The 12,972-nt window shown below is 60.9% G+C and carries 13 protein-coding genes; all 13 read left to right on the forward strand.

Annotation, left to right across the window (positions count from 1 at the left end):
- The first annotated feature begins 30 nt into the window (after positions 1-30).
- The gene (gene mraY / locus QP909_RS00595; protein WP_239278954.1) at positions 31-1,137 is read left to right on the forward strand and encodes a phospho-N-acetylmuramoyl-pentapeptide-transferase; all 1,107 of its coding nucleotides are present in this window, start codon (positions 31-33) and stop codon (positions 1,135-1,137) included.
- 41 nt (positions 1,138-1,178) lie between these two features.
- Positions 1,179-2,570, forward strand: coding sequence for a UDP-N-acetylmuramoyl-L-alanine--D-glutamate ligase (gene murD, locus QP909_RS00600; RefSeq protein ID WP_284765761.1), 1,392 nt, complete (start codon positions 1,179-1,181; stop codon positions 2,568-2,570).
- Positions 2,571-2,599: 29 nt separating this feature from the next.
- The gene (locus QP909_RS00605) at positions 2,600-3,994 is read left to right on the forward strand and encodes an FtsW/RodA/SpoVE family cell cycle protein (protein WP_284765762.1); all 1,395 of its coding nucleotides are present in this window, start codon (positions 2,600-2,602) and stop codon (positions 3,992-3,994) included.
- 23 nt (positions 3,995-4,017) lie between these two features.
- Positions 4,018-5,118: an undecaprenyldiphospho-muramoylpentapeptide beta-N-acetylglucosaminyltransferase gene (murG, locus tag QP909_RS00610; protein WP_284765763.1), complete on the forward strand. Its 1,101-nt coding sequence runs from the start codon at positions 4,018-4,020 to the stop codon at positions 5,116-5,118.
- Positions 5,119-6,582, forward strand: coding sequence for a UDP-N-acetylmuramate--L-alanine ligase (gene murC / locus QP909_RS00615; RefSeq protein ID WP_225746725.1), 1,464 nt, complete (start codon positions 5,119-5,121; stop codon positions 6,580-6,582).
- Positions 6,582-7,253: a cell division protein FtsQ/DivIB gene (locus tag QP909_RS00620; protein ID WP_284765764.1), complete on the forward strand. Its 672-nt coding sequence runs from the start codon at positions 6,582-6,584 to the stop codon at positions 7,251-7,253. Before murC ends, QP909_RS00620 begins: the two co-directional genes overlap by 1 nt.
- 313 nt (positions 7,254-7,566) lie before the next feature.
- Positions 7,567-8,886, forward strand: a complete 1,320-nt coding sequence (gene ftsZ / locus QP909_RS00625; RefSeq protein ID WP_284765765.1) for a cell division protein FtsZ — start codon at positions 7,567-7,569, stop codon at positions 8,884-8,886.
- A gap of 24 nt (positions 8,887-8,910) precedes the next feature.
- Positions 8,911-9,642: a peptidoglycan editing factor PgeF gene (pgeF, locus tag QP909_RS00630; RefSeq protein ID WP_284765766.1), complete on the forward strand. Its 732-nt coding sequence runs from the start codon at positions 8,911-8,913 to the stop codon at positions 9,640-9,642.
- Positions 9,642-10,340, forward strand: a complete 699-nt coding sequence (locus QP909_RS00635; protein ID WP_284765767.1) for a YggS family pyridoxal phosphate-dependent enzyme — start codon at positions 9,642-9,644, stop codon at positions 10,338-10,340. Before pgeF ends, QP909_RS00635 begins: the two co-directional genes overlap by 1 nt.
- 104 nt (positions 10,341-10,444) lie before the next feature.
- Positions 10,445-10,897 carry a cell division protein SepF gene (locus QP909_RS00640; RefSeq protein WP_005328906.1) on the forward strand — a complete coding sequence of 151 codons (453 nt, stop codon included), beginning with the start codon at positions 10,445-10,447 and terminating at the stop codon, positions 10,895-10,897.
- A gap of 76 nt (positions 10,898-10,973) precedes the next feature.
- Positions 10,974-11,267 carry a YggT family protein gene (locus QP909_RS00645; protein ID WP_150850916.1) on the forward strand — a complete coding sequence of 98 codons (294 nt, stop codon included), beginning with the start codon at positions 10,974-10,976 and terminating at the stop codon, positions 11,265-11,267.
- Positions 11,268-11,470: 203 nt separating this feature from the next.
- On the forward strand, positions 11,471-12,634 hold the full coding sequence (locus QP909_RS00650) for a DivIVA domain-containing protein (RefSeq protein WP_284765768.1): 1,164 nt from the start codon (positions 11,471-11,473) through the stop codon (positions 12,632-12,634).
- 99 nt (positions 12,635-12,733) lie between these two features.
- A complete protein-coding gene (locus QP909_RS00655; protein WP_049377639.1) occupies positions 12,734-12,955 on the forward strand; it encodes a hypothetical protein in 222 nt (73 codons plus the stop codon).
- The last annotated feature ends 17 nt before the right edge of the window (positions 12,956-12,972 follow it).

Below are 12,972 nucleotides of genomic sequence, written 5' to 3' on the forward strand. Positions count from 1 at the left end.
TCCTCAGTACAAGGAGAAAGACCTTTAGCAATGACTCAGATCATTATCGCGGGCATCCTCAGCTTCCTCGTCGCGATCTTTACCACTCCCATGTTGGTGCGCTACTTTTCCGGGGTAGGCAAGGGACAAGAAATCCGCGAGGACGGACCGCAGCTGCACCTGCGCAAGCGCGGCACCCCCACCATGGGCGGACTGGCGATTTTGCTGGCCATCACCGTGGCCTACCTCGTGGTGGGAATTTACGCCCGCGTGACCGGTAACGGTGGTTTTAGCCCCTCCGGTCTTTTGGTCTACTTCCTCACGATGGGCCTGGGCGGGCTGGGTTTTGCCGATGACTTCATCAAGCTATTTAAGAAGCGCAACCTCGGCCTGAACAAGACCGCCAAGCTGGTAGGTCAGCTGGCCGTGGCGCTCATCTTCGGCATCCTGGCGCTGCAGTTCCCAGATGCACATGGATTGACCCCAGCGTCTACCAACCTTTCCTTCGTCCGCGATTTTGATACCTTCGACATCGCCGTGGGCGGCGCGGTCATCGGGACCATTGTTTTCTTGGTCTTTCTCTACCTACTCATTGCTGCGTGGTCAAACGCCGTAAACCTCACCGACGGACTCGACGGCTTGGCCGCGGGCACTACCGCGATGGTGATGGGCGCCTATGCTCTGATTTCCTTCTGGCAGTTCCGCAACTCTTGCGCCGTGTCGCCAGCGGCAGGGTGCTATGAGGTTCGCGATCCGCTCGACTTGGCCGTGCTGGCTGCAGCTGGTCTGGGCGGTTGCTTGGGCTTTTTGTGGTGGAATGCCGCACCGGCAAAGATCTTCATGGGCGATACCGGTTCGCTAGCACTCGGTGGCCTCGTCGCCGGCCTATCGGTGACCACTCGCACCGAGCTGCTCATGATCATCATCGGCGCTATCTTCGTGATTGAGACGGTCTCCGTCGTTATCCAGATCATCGTCTTCCGCAGCACCGGAAAGCGCTTTTTCCGCATGGCGCCCATCCACCACCACTTTGAAAATGGTGGCTGGGCTGAGACCGCCGTGGTTACCCGCTTCTGGCTGCTGAGCGCCATGGCCGCTATTGCCGGCGTATGCATCTTCTACGGCGACTGGCTGTCTGCCGTCGGCTTTGCCTCCTAAGACTCACGCCTTTTAGCTTTATCGAGGAAAGAGGAATAGAGATGACCGAGTTGCCATCCTCGTTGCGCGGGCGAGTGCTCGTGGCCGGGGCGGGAGTATCGGGGCGCGGTTGCGTCGCTATGCTGGCAAGCCTCGGGGTGGATACCACCGTGGCAGATTCCAACCAGACCGCGCTGGCGGAATTGGCGGAGGAGTACGGGGTAGCAACCGTCTCCGTCGATTCTGCCGCCCAAGGCGATTTTGACCTTGCGGTTACTTCGCCGGGCTGGCGTCCCGATTCGCCCTTGTTGGTCGCCCTCCAGGACGCTGGGGTAGAGGTCATCGGCGACGTGGAGCTCGCGTATCGCCTGGATCGTGCGGGTGTCTTCGGCGCGCCGCGTACCTGGCTGGTAGTTACCGGAACCAACGGCAAAACCACCACTACGGGTATGTTGGCCCAGATTATGCAGGCAGATGCCAAGCGCACCGGCAAGCGCGCACTGGCGGTGGGCAATATCGGCGTTTCGCTTTTCGACGCCCTCACTGCCACCCCTCGCGTCGACGTTCTCTGCGCCGAGCTATCTTCTTTCCAGTTGCATTGGTCCAGCCACCTGCGCCCGGATGTGGGCGTGCTACTGAATTTGGCTGATGACCACCTGGATTGGCATGGATCGTTCGATGCCTATGCCCGAGCGAAGGCCAAGGTGCTCTCTGGTGAGGTTGCCGTGGTGGGCAAGGATGACTCCGAGGCGGTCCGCTACGCCGCGGATACCGCAGACCTCTTCCGTTTTACTGCCGCTGAACCTACACAGGGAGAGGTGGGCGTAAGTGCCGGCCGTCTTGTCTCGCGGCTTGACGGGAAGCGTGAGGATCTCGCGTCCGCAGAGGGCATTGAGCCCGCCGGCCTGGCAGGAGTTCTGGATGCTGCGGCCGCAGCCAGCGTCGCGCGTCTGGCAGGCGCCACCCCGGAATCCATTGCGCAGGGGTTGGCCGCATATACCGTCGCCGGGCACCGCGGCGCTGTGGTCCATGAGCATTCCGGCATTACGTTCATCGATAATTCCAAGGCCACCAACCCGCACGCGGCGGATGCGGCGCTCAAGGGGCTCAACTCCGTGGTCTGGATTGCCGGCGGGCAGTTGAAGGGCGCGGAGGTAGACGGGCTCGTCGCCAAGCACGCCGCCCACATCAAGGCCGCGGTAGTCCTAGGCGTGGATAGGGAAGAGGTAGCCCGGGCCCTCGCGGCGCACGCGCCGCATGCCCTGGTGGACGTCATCGAGACGCAGGAGCCTTGTGCAGCCATGAATGCTGCGGTGGAGGCTGCACTGCAACACGCCGACGCCGGGGATACCGTTCTTTTGGCGCCAGCTGCGGCATCGTTGGATATGTATACCGGCATGGCTCAACGCGGTGATGTATTCGCCGCGGCCGCGCGGGAACTTACCCGTAACTAGAGCTATAGATTTAAGGATCAGGAGAACACATGACGGCCACCTCCCAGCAGCGCCCGCGCTCCAAGAGTTTTGGCGACCGCGTTCGCGAGCTGCGCGAGCGAGCCCGCCAGGAAGCAGGCCTTGATTACCAGCTGCTGCGCCTAATCATCTTTTTCCTCGTGGGCATCGGCGTGCTCATGGTCTTTTCTTCCTCCATGGCCACTTCCCTGACCGAGGACGGCGGAGTATGGAACCAGGCATTGCGCCAGTGCGTGATGGTGTTCCTGGGCCTCGTTGCCTTTTGGTTTGGTCTCAAAGTGTCGCCGCATACCCTGCGCAAGTGCGTGCCGTGGATTGTGGGTTTGTCCATCATTTTGCTCATCGCGGTGCTGATCCCCGGCGTGGGTACCGGCCGTGAAGAGGTAGGTTCCCAGTCCTGGATTTATTTGGGACCGTTCTCCCTGCAGCCCTCGGAGCTTGCCCGCATCGCGGTAGGCATGTTTGGTGCCACCGTATTGGCGGATAAGGAGCACAAATCCATGAAGGTGACGGATCCCTTCATGATGTACTCCCTCATTGCCGGCGTTATGTTCTTGCTCATCGTCTTTCAGGGCGACTTGGGTATGGCTTTGTCCTTTGCCCTCGTGGTTGTCTTCACCCTGATTTTCGCGGGTGTCGACTGGCGCGTTCCGGCGACCATCGGCGTCGCAGCCGTGTGTGGTTTGCTGTTTATCTTCCTTTCTGGCGGCTTCCGCTCCAACCGCTTCCACACCTATTTCGACGCCCTAGTAGGCAATATCTCCGATACTCAAGGTACGGGTTTCCAGTCCTATCAGGGCTTTCTCTCGCTTGCCGACGGCGGCTTCTGGGGCGTTGGCATTGGCCAATCCCGTGCCAAGTGGTTCTACCTGCCTGAGGCGAAAAATGACTTTATTTTCGCCATCGTGGGTGAGGAACTCGGCTGGTGGGGCGGTGCGCTCGTCATCGTGCTCTTCGCCGCGTTGGGCTATGTCGGCCTGCGCACCGCGATGCGCGCGCAGAACCAGTTCCAGTCCCTGCTCGCTGCCACGCTGACTATCGGTGTGGTCACGCAGGCCTTCGTGAATATCGGCTACGTCATTGGCCTGCTGCCGGTGACCGGTATTCAGCTGCCCATGATTTCCGCCGGCGGTACCGCGGCTATCATCACGATCGGCTCGATGGGCATCCTGTGCAACGTGGCGCGTCATGAGCCGATGCAGATTTCCGCCATGCAGAACTTTGGCCGCCCGCTGTTCGACCGCCTCCTTTTCATCGGCGAGCCGCAACCGGTGCCGAAGCCGAAGAAGAAGGGCCGTCACGCTCGTCCGCAGGAACCGCGGTCCCGCGTGCGCGAGGAGCGCTTTGGCCGCCCCGTGACCGGAAGCGGCCGCCGCTATCCGCGCGCCGAGCGCCGCTATCGCTAGGTGGCGCTGGTAGCCTTTAGGCTATGAATTCCACGCCTATTTCCGTCGTCATCGCAGGTGGCGGCACCGCCGGACACATTGAACCCGCCCTCGCCGTGGGCGAAGCTTTGCGCGAGCGCCACGGCGCACGTATCACCGCTCTCGGTACCGAAAAGGGCCTCGAGCGCGATATCATTCCCGCCCGCGGCGTGGACCTTAGCCTGATTACCCCCGTGCCAATCCCGCGCAAGGTCAACGCGCAGCTCTTCAAGCTACCGTTCAACCTCTCCCGCGCGGTGGGAGAGGCCAAGCAGGTACTCAAGGACGTCGAGGCGGATGTCGTCTTTGGCACCGGCGGCTACGTGGCCGGGCCGGCCTATATCGCTGCGCGATCCCTCGGCATCCCCTTTTATGTTCTCGAGACCAATGCCTTGGCTGGAATGGCCAATAAGCTCGGCGTGAAGATGGGTGGCATAGGACTCAACGCTCACCCGGATTCTGGCATGCCGGGCGAGGTCGTTGGCATTCCCGTTCGCCCGAGCCTGGCGGAGGACCCGAATGGCAACCTCGCTGCAGACGCGCGCACCAAGTGGAACCTGGCCGCGCTTCCCACCATTCTTATCACCGGCGGGTCCCAAGGCGCGGCCAGCATCAACCGCGCTGTTGCTGGAGCGGTGGAGGACCTGGCACAGGACTTCCAGCTACTGCACGCCTATGGCAAGAAGAATGATCCGCCCGCAGAACACCCGAACTACGCCGCACTGCCGTATATCGAGGACATGGGCTCCGCACTTGCGGTAGCCGACCTCGTCGTGTGCCGCTCCGGCGCCATGACCGTTGCCGAAGTATCCGCCGCAGGCCTTCCGGCCATTTACGTTCCGCTGCCGCACGGCAATGGTGAACAGGCGCTCAATTCCCGCGACGTGGTCGAGGCAGGCGCCGCCATCCAGATTCCGGACGCGGAGCTGACCGCAGAGCGACTCATCTCCGAGGTACGCGGCATTCTCGATGACCCGCAACGCCTCGAGTCGATGACGCACGCCGCCGCCCATGCCAGCGCCGGAGACGTGGCAAATTCCATCGCAGACCGCATCGCCGCCCGCGTATCCGAGGCCGAAGACGCCGCTGGAAGGAAGGATAAGTAAATGACTGATCCCGCACACTACGATCTGCGCCGCGTCCACCTCATCGGCATTGGTGGTTCCGGCATGTCAGGGCTCGCACGAATCCTCGCCGCTCGCGGCGGAGTAGTCACAGGCTCCGATGTCAAAGACTCCACCCCGGTTGAGGTGCTGCGCACCATGGGTGCCAAGGTCGCCATCGGCCACGCCGCGGATAACCTGCGACTGTCTGGTGAACTGCCCACCGTCGTCGTTACTTCTTTTGCCGCCATCCCCCAAGACAACCCCGAGCTGGTAGCCGCAAAGGACAACGATATCCCGGTAATTCGCCGCTCCGATCTGCTCGCCGCCTTGATGGAAGGCCACAAGCAGGTGTTGCTGGCTGGCACCCATGGCAAAACCTCCACCACGTCGATGGCCGTGAGCGCGATGCAACATGCGGGTCTTGATCCCTCCTTCGCCATCGGCGGCCAGCTCAACCGCGCGGGCACCAATGCCCACGGTGGCTCCGGGGAAGCTTTCGTCGCCGAGGCCGATGAATCTGATGCCTCCCTGCTGCGCTATAGCCCTGACATCGCGGTGCTCACGACTATCGAGCCCGACCACCTCGACTTCTTCCACAGCGAGGAAGCCTATTTCCAAGTCTTCGATGACTTTGCTGATTTGGTCACCCCGGAGACCGGCTACCTCGTTGTGTGCGCCGAAGACGAGCACGCTGCCCGGGCTGGCGAGCGGGCGCTGGAGCGCGGCATCAACGTCGTGGCCTACGGCTCGCCGGAGAAGTCTTTTACCTCTACTGTGCCACTGGCCGCCGAGTTGGTCCGCGAAGAGACCACCGCGGAAGGCATGGAGACCATCGTCAAGCTCGACCTTCCTGGCGTTTCTGAAACCGTGCGCTACGAGCTGCAGATCCCAGGCCACCACATGGTGCTCAATTCCATGGGTGCCTTGATCGCCGGCGTGCTCTCCGGCGGCACCCCGGCCGCTATCGCCGAGGGATTGGCTGATTTTGGCGGTGTGCGCCGGCGCTTTGAGTACCGGGGGAGCGTCGACAAGCAGGGCAAACCCGTGCGCGTCTTTGATGATTATGCCCACCATCCCACCGAGGTTGCGGCGGTGCTGCGGGCCGCGCGCGCCAAGGTTGAGGCGGAAGGCCACGGCGGGCGCGTCATTGCCTGCTTCCAGCCGCACCTGTACTCGCGCACCATGGAATTCGACGCCGAGTTTGCCCAGGCACTCTCGCTTGCCGACGCCGCCGTGGTACTCGACATCTACGGCGCTCGCGAACAGCCCGTGGAGGGAATTACCTCTCGCATCATTACCGATAAGATGCCCGCTGATATGCAGGTCATCTTCGAGCCGGATTTTTCCGCCGCTGCCCGCGACGTCGTGTCGGTGGTGGAGCCGGGCGATGTGGTGCTGACCATTGGTGCTGGCTCGGTAACCATGGTGGCAGCAGAAATCCTCGATGAATTGCGGGCAAGCTAGTGCGTGTATCCGCAAAGCTCATCGCTGGGGTCATCGCCGCAATTGTCGCTGTGGCCCTCATAGCGGCCGCCGTGATGTGGACAGTTCCCGTCCTGAAGGTACGCAATTTTCAGGTGGAAGGTGTCCACCAACTCGATCCCGCACAGGTGGAGGAAGCCTCCGGGGTTCCGGAGGGTGAAAATTTGCTACGCGTGAACGCGCGCGAGGCAGCTTCCGGCGTTGCTGGATTGGACTGGGTCGATTCGGTGACAGTCTCTCGCGATTTCCCTTCGACCTTGACCATCAACGTGTCCGAGCACAAGGCCGTGGCGTTTGTAAAACGCGATGACAAGCCCTTCCTGATCGATGATAAAGGCGAGGAATTTACCTCCGCTGAGCCTCCGGCGGGCGCGGTTGAGGTGACCGGCTCCGTCGATAGTGGCTCCCCGCAAACTCAGGATGCCGTGCGGGCGATCGCAGCGCTTTCCGACGATGTCCGCAACCAAGTAGCAAAGCTCGAAGTAGCGGGCGAGTACTCGCTGACTTTCACCACTAAAGATGGCCGGCGCGTCTTCTGGGGTGCCAGCGATTCCAACGATGAGGACAAGGCGCATGCCTTTGCCACAGTGTTGAAGATGGAAGGCCGCGAGTGGAATATTTCCAACCCTGAGTTGGTCACCACACGCGGATAGGGCGACGGGTGCCCCCGCAGGTGCTTTTTATCGCTCTTGTGGGCCCGTGCAGCACCGCTTAGGCGTGTGCGCTGCACGGGCTCTTTTTAGTGCCTGAACCATGGGGCGGATGATACGGGTGTGACTTATAAAACCGCAGGTGAGAAACCCTAAAGTGGAACTTGAGGGTCTCGACACGCGGAAAATGTGCGTGAAAATTACACCGCTGTCGTTAAAGATGGAAAGGAACGCGATTCGCCTTCGGCGGACCGCATTACATTCCTCGTTTAATGCACGTGCAGACTTAAAGTAGCGAAAGGTGAGACCTACTCACATGATCTCTTCCAATAACAATCTCGCGGATATCAAGGTCGTCGGCGTCGGCGGCGGCGGCGTCAACGCCGTCAACCGCATGATCGAAGAAGGCCTCAAGGGTGTTCAGTTCGTCGCCATCAACACCGACTCCCAGGCCCTTATCTTCTCCGATGCAGACACCAAACTCGACATTGGCCGTGAGGCCACCCGCGGCCTCGGTGCCGGCGCTAACCCTGAGGTAGGAAAGACCTCCGCAGAAGATCACAAGTCCGAAATTGAAGACGCCCTAGAGGGCTCCGATATGGTCTTCGTGACTGCCGGCGAGGGTGGCGGCACCGGCACCGGTGCTGCTCCGGTCGTGGCGTCTATCGCGAAGAAGATGGGTGCGCTGACCGTCGGTGTTGTCACCCGTCCGTTTAAGTTTGAAGGCGCTCGCCGTACCCGCCAGGCCATGGCCGGTATTGAGGAGCTGCGCGAGGTCTGCGATACCCTCATCGTTATCCCGAATGACCGCCTGATGCAGCTCGGTGGGGAAGAGCTTTCCATCGTCGAGGCTTTCCGCGCTGCCGATGAGGTGCTGCACAATGGTGTGCAGGGTATTACCAACCTGATCACCATTCCGGGCATGATCAACGTCGACTTTGCGGACGTTCGCTCCGTCATGTCCGATGCCGGTTCTGCGCTCATGGGCATCGGTTCCGCCCGCGGTGATAACCGCGCCATGACCGCTGCTGAGCAAGCCATTAACTCCCCGCTGTTGGAATCCACGATGGAAGGTGCCAAGGGTGTGCTGCTGTCCATCGCCGGCGGCTCCGATCTCGGCCTGCACGAAGTAAACGCCGCCGCCTCCATGGTGGAAGAGCGCGCTGACGAAGACGTCAACCTCATCTTCGGTACCATCATCGATGACACCCTGGGCGATGAAATCCGCATCACCATCATTGCCACCGGTTTTGATGCCGAGGCGAATATGACCCAGGCCGCTGCGCAGCAGCAGCCTGAGCAGGAACAGCGCAAGCCGGGCTCCCTTTTTGACAATCGCCAGCGCGAGACCGCAGAGCCTGTCACCCCGGCACCGGCGCAGCCTGCCGCTGCTCAGCCGGTACAGGATGACTACTCCCCGCGCCACTCCTACGAACCGCGCGCCGGCCAGGAGCGAGAGCGCTACACCCCGCAGCGCCCTGCCGAGGAGCGTCGCCCAGAATCTAGCGGTCTGTTCACCAACTCTGACCGTTTCTCCCGCGAGGAGCGCCGCGATGACTACCGTTTGTCCCGCCCGTCCCAGCGTCGTGACGATGACGGTGACGACGATCTGGACGTGCCTTCCTTCATGCGCTAAGCGCAAAGCGCTACGCTGGTGTGCATGCCAGTAAACGAGGAACATCGCACCACCCGCCCCGTCCGCATGGTTTTTACTAGCCGTGCTGGCGGGGCGTCTGCTATTCCATACGATTCCTTTAACTTGGGGCATCACGTCGGCGATGACCCCGCCGCGGTTGCCGCTAACCGCGAGCGCCTGAAGCGCGTGACCGGTCTGGACGACATCGTGTGGATGGAACAGCTTCACACCAATACCGTCACCGTCGTCGATGGTCCACAGCACGAGCCCGTGCCAGCCACAGACGCAATTGTCACCACCCAGCGCCGTTTGGGCTTGGGCGTCCTTGTTGCGGATTGCACGCCGGTACTGCTTGTCGACGTCGCCGCTGGCGTCATCGCCGCCGCCCACGCCGGCCGCCTTGGCGCCCGCAACGGCATTGTGGTCAATACCGTGCGCGAAATGCAGAAGCTTGGCGCACAGCCCGAGCGCATTCAGGTGGTTATGGGGCCGGCTGCTTCGGGAAAGAACTATGAAGTGCCCGAGGAAATGGCCACTGACGTCGAGCGTCGCTTGCCCGGCTCCAAGACACGGACGTCGAAGGGCACGTGGGGCATCGATGTGCGCGCAGGGCTGATTCGCCAGCTTATGGGACTAGGTATCACCGCGATTGAATCCGACCCGCGCTGCACCATCGAAGACGAAGACTTCTTTTCCTATCGACGCGAAGGCGTCACCGGCCGCCAGGCTGGACTAATTTGGTTGGAGGCTAAGTAATGTCAGACCGAAAGGCACAGCTAGACCAAAACCTAGCGGCTACCCGTGCCGAGATTGAACGGCTAGCAGCGCAGTCAGGGCGAAAACCACCGCAGCTGTTGCCGGTGACGAAATTTCACCCAGCTGCGGATATTGCCCTGCTGGCAGATTTAGGGGTTACCGATGTCGCCGAAAACCGGGAACAAGAGGCCCGTGCCAAGGCCGCTGAGCTGCCGCAGCTGCGTTTCCACATGATTGGCCAAGTCCAGACCAAGAAAGCCAACCATGTAGCCCGATGGGCGGCCAGCGTCCATTCGCTTGATTCCCTCAAGCTCGCCCACGCGCTGGAGCGGGGACTTTCCTTAGCTAAGGAACGAGGCGAGCGCGAAAGCAATTTGCCGGTATTTATCCAAGTCTCCGCCGACGGTGATGGTGCTCGCGGCGGTGTTTCTCCTGAGGCGCTCGATGAGCTCGTGCGTGCCGTAGAAGACGCGCAGCACCTAGAACTTGCGGGACTCATGGTCGTTCCGCCTCTCGACGCCGATGCTGGCGAGGTATTCCGAAACGTCCGCGGAGAGGTAGATCGCTTATCCTCTGAGCTGAATCGACCGTTGAAATTCTCTGCTGGCATGAGTGCGGACATGGCCGAGGCAATTGCTGCGGGCAGTGATATCGTGCGTGTCGGAACCAGTATCATGGGGCCGCGGCCAGTAGGTTAAAAACATCGCAAAAGCGCATTTCACGGCGTAAATCACATGAGTCACACCAGACACATTTTACGCGTTTAGACTTGTACAAATTTAGGTCAGAGGGAGACCCAAAAATGTCATTCATTGATAAGACGAAGGATTTCTTCGGGCTGGGCCCGGTGGACATCGAAGAGGACGATGCCTACTACAACGAGGAGCCGCGTTACTCCGAAAATAGCTCCTCGGCCTACGCGCCTCGCCGCGCCCCGCAGTCCTATGAGCCGGCCCCAGCGCAGGAGGAATTCGTTCCGACCATCGTGGCCATCTCGCTGACGTCTTTCAATGATGCCGCCAAGGTAGGCGAGCCCTTCCGCGACGGCGATGCCGTTGTTTTCGAGTTGACTGACGCCGAAAAGGCCACCGCCAAGCGCTTCATCGACTTCGCTGCCGGCCTCTGCTTCGGCCTAGAGGGTCGTATGCTCAACCTCACCAAGGGTATGGACACCGAGCGCAAGGTCTTTTCCATCGTGCCTAAGTCTGCGGACATTGCAAAGCACGAGCTCGAGCGCGCCGCAGGCCTGCGCTAAAGCAGCAGGTCTCACTTAGCCCCCGTGGGGTGCCGATTGGGCATCTGCGGGGGTTTATTCGATAGGCTCGGTTATTGTGACACAACTCGGAATTATTCTTATCCTGCTCGTGCGGATCTACACGTGGGTGCTTATCGCCCGCATCATTATTGAGATGATCCAGTCCTTCTCGCGGCAGTTCAACCCTCCACGCTGGTTCATGGTTGTAGCGGAGCCTCTGTTTGTAATTACGGATCCGCCGGTCAAGGCGTTGCGCCGCCTGATTCCGCCACTGCAAATGGGTGGCGTAGCGCTTGATGTATCGGTGCTTGTGCTGTTCGTCTTGCTCTCGATACTCACAATGATCTTGCGGATAATTTTCCTGACTTAGCACCCCCGTCGCCTCGAAACCTGTGGTAAACGTTGAGACTCGGCGGGGCGTCGATTATTGTGGGCGTTTGGTTACGATAAATCGCGATAACCCGTATTATGAACCACATGTACCTTTGTGGGGAAGGTTTAGTTAGACCTGAACCGCACTCCTAAGGCCCTGGAAGCTCCGGGGTTGTACCAACCTGAAGGGGAAGAGAAGACATGCCACTGTCACCAGCTGATGTTCACAACGTCGCGTTCAGCAAGCCGCCAATTGGCAAGCGCGGCTACAACGAAGACGAGGTGGATCAGTTCCTCGACCTCGTAGAGGACGCCCTTGCCCAGCTGCAGGATGAGAACGAAGACCTGCAGGCGCAGGTTAGCGATCTGAACTCCCAGGCCAAGGCGGGTGCTGCTGGTACCGCAACTGCGGCTTCCGCCCGTACCGATGAGGCTGCGCTGCGCAAGGAGATTGAGGCCAAGCTGCGCGCCGAGTACGAAACCAAGCTGGCGGACTCCAAGTCCGAGGTTTCCCGTGCCAAGGAAGAAACCAAGAAGGCACAGGAGCAGGTTAAGGCTGCCCAGGCTGAGGCTTCTAAGGCGCAGGCGTCTGGCTCCGCTGTTGCTTCCTCTTCTGCAGACCTGAAGGCAGCCCGCGAGGAGGCTGCTCAGGCGAAGAAGGATGCAGAGGCAGCCCGCGCGGAGGCAGCACAGGCTAAGAAGGAACTCGAGGCCTCCAAGAAGGAAAACGACGAGCTGAAGAAGTCCGCTTCTGCAGCTGGTTCTTCCAAGGCTGGTGCAGCGGCTGCGGGTATCGCAGGCGCTGGTGCTGCTCAGACCGCCGATGGCCTGGCTACCCCAGAAACCCACATGCAGGCTGCCCGCGTTCTGGGTCTGGCACAGGAGATGGCAGATCGCCTGACCTCTGAGGCTCGTGCAGAGTCCGAGTCCATGCTGTCCGAGGCACGCACTGCCGCCGAGAAGCAGCTGACCGATGCTGATGCTCGCTCCAAGGCGCAGCTTGCCGACGCCCAGAAGAAGTACGACGCCCAGCTGCAGGATGCTGATTCCCGCTCCAAGAAGCTGGTATCTGACGCTGAGGCCAAGGCAAAGCAGACCGAGTCTGATGCCTCCTCCCGCGCAGAGGCGCAAATCCGCCAGGCAGAGGAGAAGGCTGCTTCGCTGCAGGCCGATGCCGAGCGCAAGCACACCGAGGTTATGAACACCGTCAAGCAGCAGCAGACCGCACTGGAGGCTCGCATCTCCGAGCTGCGCACCTTCGAGCGTGAGTACCGTACTCGCCTGAAGACCCTGCTGGAGTCTCAGCTGGAAGAGCTGGCTACCCGCGGCACCGCCGCACCGAACGGCGAGGCTGGCAACAACTAAGCCACCCCGTTCTTCTTAGCGCCCCCGCCACCGCGGCGGGGGCGCTATTGTTGTTTTAGATCGTAGTGTCTTAGCCCGCTCCTACCGAAAGGAACCATTGTGCTCGTTGCCGCTTTAGTTCTCGCCCTCGTGGCATTCGTGGCCTTGGTCAACTTCGTTATCTCGGGAGCCGATTGGTCGTTGTATATCGTTTTTGCCGCTGCTGGACTCGGACTTGTGTGTTTCATCCTGGACTGGGCACATAAGCATCGCGCTGACAAAGCCCAGGCAACTGAATCGCCTGAGCAGGAGGCTTTGCGCGCAGCCTTTCGCGAGGACTAACGCCGCGAGACCCCAAG

Origin of the sequence: Corynebacterium sp. MSK195, assembly GCF_030228885.1 — a bacterium.
Taxonomy (GTDB): domain Bacteria; phylum Actinomycetota; class Actinomycetes; order Mycobacteriales; family Mycobacteriaceae; genus Corynebacterium.